This is a genomic window from Shewanella sp. 10N.7 (assembly GCF_020806285.1).
In the GTDB taxonomy this organism is placed as follows: Bacteria; Pseudomonadota; Gammaproteobacteria; order Enterobacterales; family Shewanellaceae; genus Shewanella; species Shewanella electrodiphila.
The window spans coordinates 31,109-45,042 of sequence record NZ_JAJGZS010000029.1 but is presented as its reverse complement, the minus strand read 5'-3'; the positions used below and the strand labels follow the sequence as shown (position 1 = coordinate 45,042).

Here is a 13,934-nt window from a genome sequence, read left to right as displayed (position 1 = left end):
TATTTGTTAGTCGTGCGCTGAAATCAATTGTACTTGCCAGCTTGGTAGTTTTTGTCGAATATCTGCGCTGATTTTATCTGCGTCGCCACGGATGACGACTGTGGGGGGATGGGATAAAACATGATTCGAGATTTGTAAAAACTGTGCTGGGGTAAGCTGGCTTATTGCGTTGACTTTCTGTTGCGCTTGCTGAGTTGTTTTGCCTGATAAAATATTACGTATGTAATTACTTTCTTTACCAAAAGTCGTGTCCAATGCCAGTTGTTGCTGTCCAATTAAATAGGTCGAGACTGCATTTAACTCAGCTTGACTAACAGTGCTTTCGGTCAGTAGCTGAGTATGGTCAAGTATGCCTTTAATAAAGGCCCCTGAGTTTTCTAGTGCTGTGCTGCCATAAAAATATAAATACTGACTAAGTGGTGCATCAACACAGCGGCCGTATATCCCATAGGTTAATCCGCGGGTTTCACGTAAATCGTAGAATAATCTGCCGCTGTAACTTCTACCTAATAATGGTGCGATGGTTTTACAACCTACACTATTATTCGTTGCCGTTTGTTGGTGGTGATTCAATAAGTTGTTCGCATTTTCGCTAACAAAGCCTACTCTCACCTGTGTTTGCACTGTATCTGGGGCATCAATGAGATAAATAGTGGCTGTGGGAGTTATTTGATCTTTGGGAGTAACCTCAGCGGTTAAAGTTTTTGTATTATGGGCTGTGTTGCTAGCTGTGTTGCTGGCTGTGTAACTGGCTTTGTTATTCAACATGCTATCACTGGTACTGGAGTCATGTAGTAGCCAGAGAGGTAAACTGTCATTAATCGTTTTGCTATGCAGGTTTTCAGCTGTTTCACGTTCGATTAGAGGCTGATTCAAAGGCTTTTGCGAATCATGATTAAATGAATTTTCTACATCATTAGTAAACAAATGCCATTGCAATCGCTCACGGGTAGTAAGTTGTAAGTGCTGCAATTGCTTAAAACCTGCTTCGGTGTTTTCAAGAGAGTCTACTAATCCCTGGCTGTCGAGACTTACATTATAAGGATGCTGTGGGCCGAGTAATTGACTGCGAAAGACTTTATCGATTTCTGAACCTGTGAATGCACCAATGTGTTTATTGAGTTTTAAGTTTCTTTGTACTGTTTCAATATTGAGATTAGTTAACGCATTTTCATCCCAAAACGCCCAAACTAATGATTGCATTTCATTAAATGGCGCAGCGCATTGCATTGTAATAGCGATACTATGCAAGCTGGCTCTAAAACGGATGCTGTCATAGCAGGCGGCAATATCTGGCTTATGTTGCTGTTGGTTTGCTAGCTCTTTACGGCGTTGAGAAAATGCTTCGATAAGCACATCAGGGTTTTCAAGCGATGCACTAGGTGATATCCCAATAAAATAAACTCGATTGAGTTTTGGTTGGCTTACAGCATCTTCTTGATTAACAGCCCATTGGTGAATTGATAGTTTGTCATTGATATTAATACTATTTGGTTCATTAAAAACTTGCGTACTGGTATTTCCCTCCTTGTTATTATCTCTGATTAAAGGCGTCGATAATGATGGCAGTTTAGGGACGTTGTCTAATTCAGCAAACTGAGGCACTTTAGGCGGTTGTGACTCAGTAAAAATGACAGGGGAGTGCTGGCAACCTAATAACAAAAAGCTAGTTAAGATGATTAATAGGCTCAAGTGATAAGTTCTCATTATAGCGCCCATCTTTCTAGTTTCTCTGAAAACCCTTGAGGTAAGATTTCAAGTAACCCTTTCCCCCAGCGAATATACCAAGGCGGCAATAAATCGACTCGCACTGCTTTATCAATAAAGTATTCTTGAGTGACCCGCTGAATATCAGCTGAAGTGACGGCTTCGGTTCGGCGCCATGGCTGAGTTAATGGAAAGGATTTATCACGCTTAGAGGTGTTCGATAGGTATTTTGCTAAGGTCTGACTGTTTGATAATTGCTGGTTAATATCATTGAGTGAAACGGTTTTTAACGTGCATAAAGCTTGGTCGTTGAGGCCGTTTTCTATGACTTGACTAAATAGTGATTCAACCAAATTTTGTAGTTCATCTAAAGAGGTGTTTGCTCTAGGGACGAGGACAAGGTTAGTGACACCGTGATTTTCCATGGTCAATGGGATTGAGTAGCTGAGCATTTGTGGTGGGTTTTCTAATGTGTTGGCTGCGAGCGCACTTTTGAGATTTTTAAACAAGTGGCTTTGTAAAAGGCTTACAGCTTCAAAGTCAGGGTGCTGTCTGCCGACAGTGTGCCATGCCATTAATAATGCAGGCCAAGGGCCTCGCTTATCAATGATTTCAGTTTTAGTGGCTGTTGGAGTTACTGATACGGCAGAAAACTCGTCTAGGTTGTGTTGAGGTGCTTGCCAATCAGCAAAATATTGTTTGATGGTATTTGTGCTATCAATATCAATCTTGCCTACTAAGGATAGCTGCATCGCATCGGGGCGATAATAACGCTGGTGAAATTGTTCAAGTTCGGCTGCGGTTGCACTTGTCACATCCGCTTTACTGCCAATGATGGCATGAGCATACGGGCTGCCAGCGACTTGGGAAAGTAAATACTCCATTGCAGGTCGAAGATAAGGTTGATTATCTATGCTAGTGGCCATTTCCTCTAGCACTGCACCTTGTTGGTTTTTAACTGTGGTTTCAGATAGTACAGGACGGATAAACCTGTCAGCTTCAAGAAATAAACTCAACTCTAATGCTTGCGCGGGGACAGTGACATAGTAATTGGTATAGTCAAAATGTGTGCTGGCATTAAAGCGGGCCCCAATGGCGCTCATTTGCTGAGGGTAACTTTCGTTAGGGGCGTTTTCGCTGCCTTTGAATAGCAGGTGCTCAAACAAATGCGCATATCCTGTTTGCCCAGCTATTTCGTTACGTGAACCTACGTTAAATTGACTTGCAATAGCGACAGTTGATTGCTGCGGTCTATTTAGCTGTCTGACGATTAAGCCATTATCCAACTCAGTGAGGCTAATTTGATGTTCAATTTGACTAAGTTGATTAAATTGGCTGGAAAGCTTGCATTGAGACGCGGCCAGATTGAGTGGCATTAATCCCATGGTTAGTGAAAACAAACAGGTAAGCATTAATGCTAAAGTGAGGGTTTTATCTTTAACTCCCATCAACAGCTGAGATGTATTCTGCTTGATACCAGTTTTCAATCTATCACCATGAGTAAACTAACAATGGCTTTTTAGATTACTGATTTGTGGTGCGTTACTCAAGTTGGAATATGCAGGTTAGCGTTGAGGAGATGCCTAACCTCAATCAAATCTGATTGAGGTTAGATTGAGGCTTTAATGGAAAGAGTTACTCTGAATCCGCTGGCGCAGCGTCTTCATCTAATTGCGCATGTTGAATGCTGTTAATGCGAGTAGGCATCCCGGTTCTTTGCTCTAATAAACGCTTTAAAGTAAATGAGTCGGTTTCAGCATGAGCCACAATAGAGGTGATTTTCTTATCTAGCGTTAACGGTAATTGCTCAGATGACTCAAATTGCTCAATGGTTTCTGATAAAGGTTGGTGAACCTCTAAGTAACGATTACCGTCAGGCTCAATGGTGGCCTTAATTGGTTGATTTACGAACTCGACTCTGGTGCCAACGGGCACTGAATTAAATAGGTGCTCAATATCTTCATCGCGTAATCTCACACAACCTTGACTGACTCGAAGGCCAATACCAAAAGAGGCATTCGTTCCATGTACGGCAAAATAGTTACCTACATAAAGTGCGAATAACCCCATTGGATTATCAGGGCCAGCAGGCCATACATCAGGAAGCTCTACACCTTTATCGGCATAAATTTTTCGAGTGTTTTGCGTCGGAGTCCAAGTCGGATTGGCGCGCTTTCGATACACTTGAGTGACCCAGTTTTCTGGGGTGTCACGGCCAACCTGTCCGATACCAATGGGTAACACTTCTACAGTGTTTTTACCCTTTGGATAATAATATAAACGCATCTCAGCGCTGTTGATTACAATGCCTTTGCGAGGGGTATCGGGCAAAATAAGCTGGTGAGGAATGACTAAGGTACTGCCGGGTTTCGGTAGGTAAGGGTCAACACCAGGATTAGCTTCCATCATGTTGCTCAAGCCTAATTGGAATTCAGCAGCAATGGCTTCTAAAGTGAGCTTACCTTCAGGCACAATATAATATTGGTTTTCACCAATTAAGCGGCTGTCTTTAGCGGGCAAACGATATTCTACCGCGGCAGCGTTTAAGCTAGCCAAGAGGGTAGAAACAGCAATCAATGAAGCGCAAAACGACTTTAACATAAGGGCGATGTGTTCCTAATTATTGGTTTAGTAACTTAACAATGTAACAAGGCGTCCATATAAGTATTTGCCAAAGCGATTAGAAATCCGTATCTAAATCATCACTCAGCGTAGAGATCTTGCTGAGTCATTTGTTGAAGCGATTAAGTTTGGCATCCTTGATCATTTCTTAATTGATTTCAAGTTGCCGATACACTTTATTAGCGTTTTCTCAATTGCTTGTTGAAATAGGTGACCGAGTTTAGCCACCTTTTATTTTCATTTTTGACGGTTAAAGTACTACTTAGTCAGTTTGCTGATTCAATTAAACTGCTTTTAATGCAGCATTTATTCGTATAGCGATGGTGTCTCTTTGGTTGGCCGAGTTTTAAATCGTCTATGTAGCCACATATATTGAGGACGATTTTTATCAATAATCGTTTCAATTATTTTATTGCCACGAATGGCGTCAGCGAGTTCATTTTCACCTGGGAAGTTATCCAATGGCGGCATAATCTCCATATGGTAACCATCATCATTACTATTGCGTTCGACAAAAAATGGCAGCACTTTAGCGCGGCCAAGTTTCGCAAGAGTGGTAGCGCCGGTAATAGTTGCAGCATCTGGTACAGCATATAAAGGAATAAATACCGCACTTGAACGGCCAAAATCTTGGTCTGCGGTATACCAAATCACATCAGGATTTCTCAAGCTTCTTACCATATTACGCAGGTCACGTTTAGGCACTAATCCTTTATTTGAACGCAGACGTCCATTCACCTGTAGGTATTCCATCACAGGGTTATCGTGGGGGCGGTATACACCAATTCCAGGTTGGAATTGACCAAACATTCTTGCGCCCATCTCTAGTGGCAAGCAATGCACGGCAAAGAGAATAACGCCATGGCCACTATCAAGCGTGGCAGTGACATGTTGATCGCCTTTCATGGTCATATGACGCTGTATTTTATCGTTAGACCACCACCATGCATTGATAGTATCGAAAATGGCTTTACCCGTTTCTTCAAAATTCTGTTTGAGTAGAGTATCTCTTTCTTGTTGTGGCATATCAGGAAAGCAAAGCTGTAAGTTACGTTCAGCTGTGTGCTTTCGCTTTGCAGCAAATCTGAGTACTAATCGACCCAGTCCTGCGCCCATTTTCATTTGCCAGCGTAAAGGTAATAATTGGGTAAGTCTCATAAAACCAACACCTAACCATAACGGCCAATGTTTTGGGTGTAATAAATGAGAACCAAATTCCGCTTTTTCTACCACGTGTAACTCACCCCAAATTCAAAATTAGTTGCTATTCTAACTTAATTTTATAGCAAAATTAGGTACAATCACCGTTTAATGTCAGCAAAAAGAAAAAGTTTATTATGAAGGTATCTCTACCAGCATTCGAAAAAGCCCGTGTTTTAGTTGTCGGCGATGTCATGCTTGACCGATATTGGGTTGGCCCTACGGGTCGTATTTCTCCTGAAGCGCCTGTACCTGTAGTGAACATTAATGAAATTGAAGACCGTCCAGGTGGAGCAGCAAACGTAGCATTAAATATTGCAGCGTTAGGCGGCCAAATTCAGCTGGCGGGTATTGTTGGGGCAGACGAGACTGCTCAAGCACTGACTGTAGGGGTTCAAGCACAAGGGGTTGAGCCTCGCTGGTTAACTGTGGCTGATAAGCCAACGATTACTAAGTTACGTGTGTTTTCCCGTAACCAGCAGTTAATCCGGTTAGATTTTGAAGAAAAATATGCCAAAGCTGACAGTGAAAACTTATTCAGTAGTAGTGAAGCTATTTTAGATGATGTCGATGTTCTCGTGCTTTCTGATTACGCCAAAGGTGCTATCGATACTCCTGTTGAGTTTATTGCCAAAGCACGTGCTAAAGGTGTCACTGTGTTAGTTGACCCTAAAGGCACTGACTTTGCTCGTTACCGCGGTGCATCTTTATTGACACCAAACATGAGTGAGTTTGAAGCTGTTGTTGGTACGGTAACAGACGAAGCAGATTTAATCGCTAAAGCAAAACAGCTGATTAAAGAACATAATTTTGATGCCATGCTGGTCACTCGCTCTGAAAAAGGCATGACGCTTATCAGCCAAGATGAAGCTGAGCTGCACATTCCGACTGTGGCGCGTGAAGTTTACGATGTCACAGGTGCTGGCGATACTGTTATATCTGCGCTAGCTACCTCGTTAGCTGCAGGAAGTACGATGGCGCAGGCCTGTTCTATTGCAAACATCGCTGCAGGTGTGGTTGTTGCTAAGTTAGGTACCGCCACTGTTAGTCGCATTGAGTTAATTGAAGCGCTTGCGTTAAATCAAGGCGAGTCAGGTTTCGGTGTCGTCACTGAAGATCAACTGGCTTATGCACTTGAGCAAGCACGGTTACGCGGTGAGAAAGTCGTAATGACCAATGGTTGTTTTGATATTTTACATGCAGGACATGTGAGTTATTTACAACAAGCAAAAGCCTTAGGGGATCGCTTAATCGTTGCAGTAAATGACGATGCTTCAGTGAAACGACTTAAAGGTGAAGGAAGACCCGTAAATCAAGAAGATCGCCGCATGGCTGTGCTAGCTGGTTTAGCGTCTGTCGATTGGGTTATTCCTTTCAGTGAAGATACTCCGCAACGCGTTATTAGCCGTTTATTACCAGATTCGTTGGTGAAGGGCGGTGACTACAAAGTCGAAGAAGTGGCTGGTGGTACTGAAGTGATGGCTGCTGGTGGTAAGGTTGAAATTCTTGGCTTTGAAGATGGCGTATCTACCACGGCAATAATTGAAAATATTATGGCTAAAAAATAGTGTTAAAACCGGCACTGCTAGTTCTTATCAGTGCCGTTAGCGTTAGCCCATTGTTGTTGGCTAACGCTGACGCTAATTTTCATTCTGATTCAACTTCAACTTCAACTTCAACTTCAACACTTACGCCAACACAAAATTCAGTTCCAACGTCTTCATTAAATTCTACACCTGCGATAAATTCTTCTGAAGAAAGCGTGCAATCAAGTTTATACCCTCGTGAACCCATTGCAGAAAAAAGTGCACTTATTTGTCGGATATCAGATTATGCAAAGTGCCTTGCACAGCTTCCTGTAGCTGTAACTCGTCAGTTACCAAGTCATAATGATATTGCCAATAGTCTAGGTTTTAAAAGCGCAGTGGTATTTCCTGTTAATGATGAGAATGTGGCAGGTTTGATCGTCATTAATCGTGTTCTTCCTTTGGTATATCAAAATGTGGCGCTTAATGGACAGATTTACCAATTAGACTTAGCGCAACAGTCACAGTTAACTTTGTGGCACGAAATAGGCCACTTACAGAATATCGCTTTGCAAGGCAAAGGGTTACCAAGTGAACTAACAGCCTATGAACATGAATGGTTAGCTGATGTATACCTTGTTTGGCGTCTAGCGCAGTCGGATAGTTTAATTCTTGCTTGGCAACAGCTTCATCGACGTAATATGGCTGTGATTAACGACAGAGATAATATCAGTCACTGGAGCTCCCCACAGTTGTTATGGTTGCTGACTCATTATTCGTTAGAAGAAATAAAACAGTTTGAGCATTATAGTGACTTCATTAGCGCAATCTACCCACTCAGTCCGTCTATTGAAACCACTGAAATGAAAGAAATAGCGAGCCTTATTCAGCGCACATTTAATCGCGGAGTTATGCCGGTTTTACCCAATTATATGTTTTGGCGACAGGTTAGATTAATTGAAGTTTTACAGCCTACATTGTCGATATTAATGGGGGATGATAATGCAAATCAATGGCTCATTGAGCAGTTTGCTGAGGCACCTACCTACTTTGATGCTAAATATTGATGCTGAATAAAACAGCCTGTCATATCAATGATGACAGGCCTCGTATATATATTGTAGTTATGTTTAGTTATGTTTAGTACGAACTAAAAATGCCATTGCACGTAAACGGTGTTGTAATTACTGCCACCTTTAATGCGTCCAAAAGCAGAGCTGGTTTCAAAAATGCCTGAACGGTGATGAATGCTGTAGCCCAACCACGCATTTTGTAGAGGTGCATAGTTAAAGACATCACCAATGTTTACATCGAACGAGAAGTCTAAATAATTTAATAGTTTAGATGGACGATAATCTTTTTCATCAAGCTCACTACCTTCAATATAAGTGACTTCGGAAACATAAGATAATCCTTCTGCGACACCGATGCGGAAACGCCAACCTAAATCAAGGGTGTAAAACGCTTTTACCCCAATAACCCCTTCAGCTAGGTTGTCTTGTACTTCAGAGTCATGATGCCAAACACCACCCGCAGTAAAGTACAGATCAATAGGTAACGTAAATAAGCTGTCGGATAGCGGAATACCATAAAATAATGAGGTGAGCTGATTGTTATATCTGTCGCCTTTTGCATTCCCCGTTAGAATATCATTGAGGTTTGAAGGCGTTGCCCAGCCGTGAGCAACACGTAAAAATTCACCGCTTTCTGTAGGTACGGGATTGGTATTTGGGCGCTTAGCATCGGGATAAAAGCCAAAACCAAAGAAGGATTCAAATTGATATTGATTTTCAATGGTCGGTAAATCATAGATATCATTTTCAAGGCGAGTGACCCCGAAATTAGCTAATAAGTATAAATTGCTGGCCAAATGATAACGAGTATTTAAGCCAGCAGAAAAGGCAAGCCCTGCGCCAGGGTCTATCTGGTCAAAACCATAATAATGCTCATTAAAGGAGTTACTTTTCCACTGGAACTCTGCAAAAGGGTTTAATTGCCAGTCGCCAGCAGTCCAGTGATACTGGGTGCGGGTATAACCATAATAGCGTTTATTACCGTCACTCATAAAAGCAGCGTCAGCTTCTAAGCCCTCTTTTTGGAACCGATACTGGATACCAAAATCAAACGCATCAGATTGAGTTTCGTTTTGATATTCTTGTGGAATATCCACAAAACGAAAGCGACTGTAGATATTTACTTGGTGTTCATCATTCTTCCATAAATGTACACCACCTTCTAATCCGTCTAAAAAGAAATAGTCATTTTCAAACTCAATTAGTGGCATGACATCGGTGACGACATCGTCTTCGGTGGCATAGGGAATATCAGCACGGCGCATTCCAATGCCTACGCCCCATTTACTTGGAAAGTACTCTACGGTCTTATCAGTGTGTGTGCTTTCGCTTGTTTTGTTGCTTGCTAATGGTTCAACTTCTACATTTTCACTGGCGGTCACAGATAGTGGACAAATGCATAAAAAGAAAGGAATAAGCTTCGAATATTTAGACATAAACTTAACTACCAGTAATAAATAATTAACAATTGAGTAGGAAGTGTAAAGCGACTAAGTGTCAGGTTTTACAGTAACTTTGGAAGGATTATAGCATGGCATTTTTTTTAATATGACATAACCGCTGATTTTTATATCAAGTTGTTAACGTCTTTAATCAAATACAATTGCAGCTTAGCGGATGATTTGCGAAATGCTTTTTGGTTGTTGCCAAAAAGAGTAATTATGTTTCCCTGCTTGTTTGATCCCATACATGGCATTATCTGCTTGCTCGCAAACTTCAACAAAAAGATCTTTGCTAGTAAAACAGCTTATGCCAATACTGAGTCCAAGGGCGATATTTTTATCATCAATGGTTTGTGTTTGTTTAAAGTGACTGACCAGTGAACCTGCTAAAACACTTATTAATTTATACTCAGATATCGTGGTAATAATGACAAATTCATCACCACCAATTCTCGCAATCTTAGTTTTACTTTTGGGAAGTAAAGTCTCTGAGTAGTGCTGCAATACTTGGCTGATTTCAATCAGTGTCAAATCACCAAAACGATGACCAAAACGATCATTAACAGATTTAAAATTATCGACATCTATAAAGAGTAATGTACCAGAGTCAAACTTTGAGCTGCGCTGAAAGTCTTTGTAAACTTTCTCTGCTGCAGTGCGATTTAATAAGTCTGTTAATGGATCTCGATGTGCGAGTCGTGCTAAATCTAATTGGTAGCGCTTTTCTTGGGTGATATCGATGTGGGTTCCGAGAATTTTTAGCGGAGTACCATCTGTTGCATATTCAACTATCCTACCGCGATCTGAGACCCAACGGGTACTGCCATCTTTATGGATCATTCGGTGCACTGCTTGATAAACATCTTCTTGCCCATTAACGTGATCTTCAAATGCTTTAATGACCCAATCTTTATCTTCAGGGTGGAGGCTATTTTTCCAACTTTGCATATTGGCTGAATATTCTTCGCGGGTGTAACCTAACAATGAGCCCCATTCTTGATTATAAATACACAAGTCGCCTGTGGGCACATCTTGTTCCCACAAACACAACCCAGTGCCATCCAATGTTGCAGATAGCTGTTGCTGGATCTGTTTATTTTTTTGCTTTAGTGATTCATTTTCACTTTTAAGCTGAGCAATTTGTGCAGTTAGTGCTTCAATTTGAGAAGCGTTGATATCCATATTCGTCAATCATCCGAGTCATTAGGAAAAATAAACCAGCTAACATTTGTACGATTTTTAGACTTAATAGTCAATTATCATGACAATAGTCTAAATATTATCCATTAGAAAGCGTGAAAGATAAGGGAATGACGACAACCTGTCATTTAATTAAACTATTTTTTGTTCGATAAATGAACATGATGAAAATTAATCAGCTTGTTTAGCGAGTTATCGACAAGAAAAAAGGCCGCTTAGCGGCCTTTTCTATGAATATTGAGCATCAAGAGCGGATCAAGAGTGCATCAATTATTCAGCTTCTTTCAAGCTTTGTGTCAGTTCAACAATACCTTTTTTACCATCGCCGAATAACATTAATGTGTTATCCATGGCAAATAATGGGTTAGGCAAGCCTGCAAAACCTGGGCTTAAAGAACGTTTAATGACTACAACGGTTCTGGCTTTATCAACGTTCAGAATCGGCATGCCGTAAATTGGGCTGCCTTTATCTTCACGTGCCATTGGGTTAGTAACATCATTGGCGCCAATCACAATAGCCACGTCAGTTTGCTCGAACTGTGGATTAATTTCATCCATTTCAATTAACTGCTCGTACGGCACTTCAGCTTCTGCAAGTAGTACGTTCATGTGGCCAGGCATACGGCCTGCTACAGGGTGAATTGCATACTTAACGTCAGTACCGCGGCTCTGTAATACGTTGGCAAGTTCACGTACGGCATGTTGAGCCTGAGCCATTGCTAAACCATAACCAGGTACAATCACAACGCGCTCAGCCGTTTCGAGCATCATGGCGATTTCATCTGGTGATGTTGATTTTACTTTACCAGCATATACTTCATCAGCATCAATCTTCTCGCCGCCTTCGGCCATTACACCGAATAACACATTAAACAGTGAGCGATTCATTGCTTTACACATGATTTGCGTCAAGATAATACCTGAAGCGCCTACCAAAGAACCTGAAACAATCAGCACAGTATTGCCTGTAATGAAACCCGTCGTTGCGGCTGCGATACCTGAATATGAGTTAAGTAATGCAATCACAACTGGCATGTCTGCGCCGCCAATGGGCACTACAAGTAGTACACCTAACACCACTGCTACAGCCACTAAGGCATACATTAAGTTGGTGTTGGTTGGATCCATGACCATCGCAATCGCAAGCGCAATTGCACTGATTAATAGAATCGCATTTAACGGTTTGTTGCCGGGTACTTTAATCGGGTTACCCGAGATAAGCTCCTGCAGTTTAGCGAAAGCAACAAATGAACCTGATAACGTGACAGAACCGATAATGATAGTGGCACCGATAGAGATAAGTGCTACTGCATTGGTTGCTGCTGCAGGATCAAGGAAGCTTGCAGCGGCAATTGCCAGTGAAGCACCGCCACCAAAACCATTCAGTAATGCCACCATTTGCGGCATGTCGGTGACTTTGATTTTTGTCGCCATCACGGCCCCGATAGTACCACCCAGTAACACACCTGCGATGATCCACTCGTAGCTAAGAATGCTTTGATCAAACAAGGTCACGACAACAGCAATGAACATGCCCATCGCAGATAGTTGGTTGCCACGAACCGCAGTACGCGGTTTTGTAAGCCCTTTAATACCTAGAATAAATAAGACTGCGGCAACAAGGTAAGCTAAATAAATAAATGTTGTCATTGAGTCTATTTCCTTTTAAACATGGCTAGCATGCGGTTAGTTACCATGTAACCGCCCACCACGTTGATGGTGGCAAGCACTACAGCAATAAAGCCAAGTACGTTAACCATAATACCTGCGCCAGAGCCAGCTGATAATAATGCGCCAACTAGCGAAATACCTGAAATCGCATTTGAACCCGACATTAGCGGTGTGTGAAGCGTAGGAGGAACTTTAGTAATCAGTTCAACGCCTAAAAATACTGCAACAACAAAAAGTGTCAGTAATAGTAATAAGGTCATATCCATTAGGCTGTCTCCTCTGATGGGGTTTCAGGTGTCGCCAAAGGCGCTAAACCCAGTAAGTCACGAAGACGGGCACTACTAACATCATTACCATGAGCTACAACAGTATCGCTGACGATTTCGTCTTCAAAATCAAGTACTAGCTCACCTTCTTTAGTGATAAGTAGGTTAAGTAGGTTTTCAACATTTTTACCGTACATTTGGCTGGCATGATTCGCTGCAGTGCTTGGCACATTTGACGGGCCTAAAATCATCACACCATTATGCATAATGACTTCATCTACTTGAGTTAACTCACAGTTACCGCCACTTTCAGCGGCTAAATCAACAATGATTGTGCCGCTTTTCATGCCATCAACCATTTCTTTAGTGATAAGCACTGGTGCTTTACGACCCGGGATAGCCGCAGTGGTAATGACAATGTCTTGTTGCGCTAATACATTCGCCATAGCTTGTTGCTGACGTTTCAAAAAGTCATCACTTTGCTCAGCAGCGTAGCCACCTTTGGTTTCAGTATTTTCAGCTTCAATATCCAGCTCAACAGGCTTGGCGCCGACTGAAATAATTTGTTCGCGAGCAGCAGGGCGGATGTCATAAGCTTCAACAACAGCGCCTAACCGCTTTGCTGTTGCACAAGCTTGAAGGCCTGCAACACCGACACCCATGATAAAGGCACGAGTCGGTTTTAATGTACCGGCAGCAGTCATCATCATTGGGAACAAGCGCGGGGCTTTGTGCGCGGCAAGTAATACGGCTTTATAGCCAGAAATGGTTGCCATTGACGATAAGACATCCATGCTTTGAGCACGAGTGATACGCGGGATCAATTCAAGCGCAATTGCACTGCCGCCAGTGTTGGCGATTGCCTGGGCATTTTGAGGATTAACTAACGGATCCATCATCCCTATAACCAATTGATGTGGTCTCAAAACAGCTTGAATTTCATCAAATTGATCACCCTTACAGTTTACCACTGTAATGATATCGGCTTCAGTGAGTAGAGCTTCTCGTGAAGAAGCTATTGTGGCCCCAACTTTGACGTAATCGTCATCGGTGAAACCTGCTTGTAGTCCAGCGCCTGATTCTACGATCACTTGTAGCTGTTTTTTCATTAAAATGGTCACATTAGCAGGGATTAGCGCAACGCGTTGCTCACCTGGGTGACTCTCTTTCGGTAGACCTAATTTCAAAAGGACAACCTCTTAGTTATATGTAGGGAAGGGTCGGGTC

Annotated in this window: 11 protein-coding genes; 2 read left to right on the top strand and 9 right to left on the bottom strand. The window is 42.1% G+C overall.

The features are described from left to right. Positions 1–6 precede the first annotated feature (6 nt). From LMH66_RS16825 to lpxL, 4 genes are all read right to left on the bottom strand, one after another. The gene (locus LMH66_RS16825; protein WP_229371440.1) at positions 7–1,707 is read right to left on the bottom strand and encodes a M16 family metallopeptidase; all 1,701 of its coding nucleotides are present in this window, start codon (positions 1,705–1,707) and stop codon (positions 7–9) included. Further along, positions 1,707–3,119, bottom strand: coding sequence for a M16 family metallopeptidase (locus LMH66_RS16820; RefSeq protein WP_420709435.1), 1,413 nt, complete (start codon positions 3,117–3,119; stop codon positions 1,707–1,709). The genes LMH66_RS16825 and LMH66_RS16820 overlap by 1 nt, the downstream gene beginning before the upstream one ends. Before the next feature lie 223 nt (positions 3,120–3,342). Next, complete coding sequence (locus LMH66_RS16815; protein WP_229371436.1) at positions 3,343–4,308, bottom strand: L,D-transpeptidase family protein; 966 nt, start codon at positions 4,306–4,308, stop codon at positions 3,343–3,345. Between the two features lie 327 nt (positions 4,309–4,635). Beyond that, complete coding sequence (gene lpxL / locus LMH66_RS16810; RefSeq protein WP_229371434.1) at positions 4,636–5,562, bottom strand: LpxL/LpxP family Kdo(2)-lipid IV(A) lauroyl/palmitoleoyl acyltransferase; 927 nt, start codon at positions 5,560–5,562, stop codon at positions 4,636–4,638. 104 nt (positions 5,563–5,666) lie between these two features. On the opposite strand from lpxL, the gene hldE reads away from it, so the two are divergent. Beyond that, positions 5,667–7,097 (top strand): bifunctional D-glycero-beta-D-manno-heptose-7-phosphate kinase/D-glycero-beta-D-manno-heptose 1-phosphate adenylyltransferase HldE, encoded by a 1,431-nt coding sequence (hldE, locus tag LMH66_RS16805; RefSeq protein WP_229371432.1) that lies wholly within the window; start codon positions 5,667–5,669, stop codon positions 7,095–7,097. Further along, positions 7,097–8,122, top strand: coding sequence for a hypothetical protein (locus tag LMH66_RS16800; RefSeq protein WP_229371430.1), 1,026 nt, complete (start codon positions 7,097–7,099; stop codon positions 8,120–8,122). The genes hldE and LMH66_RS16800 overlap by 1 nt, the downstream gene beginning before the upstream one ends. Before the next feature lie 83 nt (positions 8,123–8,205). Here LMH66_RS16800 and LMH66_RS16795 read toward each other — a convergent pair whose 3' ends face one another. The 5 genes from LMH66_RS16795 to LMH66_RS16775 form a co-directional block, all read right to left on the bottom strand. Further along, entirely contained in the window at positions 8,206–9,564 is a 1,359-nt protein-coding gene (locus tag LMH66_RS16795; protein ID WP_229371428.1) for a MipA/OmpV family protein, read from the bottom strand. A gap of 174 nt (positions 9,565–9,738) precedes the next feature. Then, positions 9,739–10,752, bottom strand: a complete 1,014-nt coding sequence (locus LMH66_RS16790; RefSeq protein WP_229371426.1) for a sensor domain-containing diguanylate cyclase — start codon at positions 10,750–10,752, stop codon at positions 9,739–9,741. A 288-nt stretch (positions 10,753–11,040) separates the two neighbouring features. Beyond that, a complete protein-coding gene (locus LMH66_RS16785) occupies positions 11,041–12,420 on the bottom strand; it encodes an NAD(P)(+) transhydrogenase (Re/Si-specific) subunit beta (protein ID WP_102528213.1) in 1,380 nt (459 codons plus the stop codon). 5 nt (positions 12,421–12,425) lie between these two features. Further along, positions 12,426–12,701, bottom strand: coding sequence for an NAD(P) transhydrogenase subunit alpha (locus LMH66_RS16780; RefSeq protein WP_055025191.1), 276 nt, complete (start codon positions 12,699–12,701; stop codon positions 12,426–12,428). Positions 12,702–12,706: 5 nt separating this feature from the next. Further along, positions 12,707–13,894: an NAD(P) transhydrogenase subunit alpha gene (locus tag LMH66_RS16775; RefSeq protein ID WP_229371424.1), complete on the bottom strand. Its 1,188-nt coding sequence runs from the start codon at positions 13,892–13,894 to the stop codon at positions 12,707–12,709. Between the last annotated feature and the right edge of the window lie 40 nt (positions 13,895–13,934).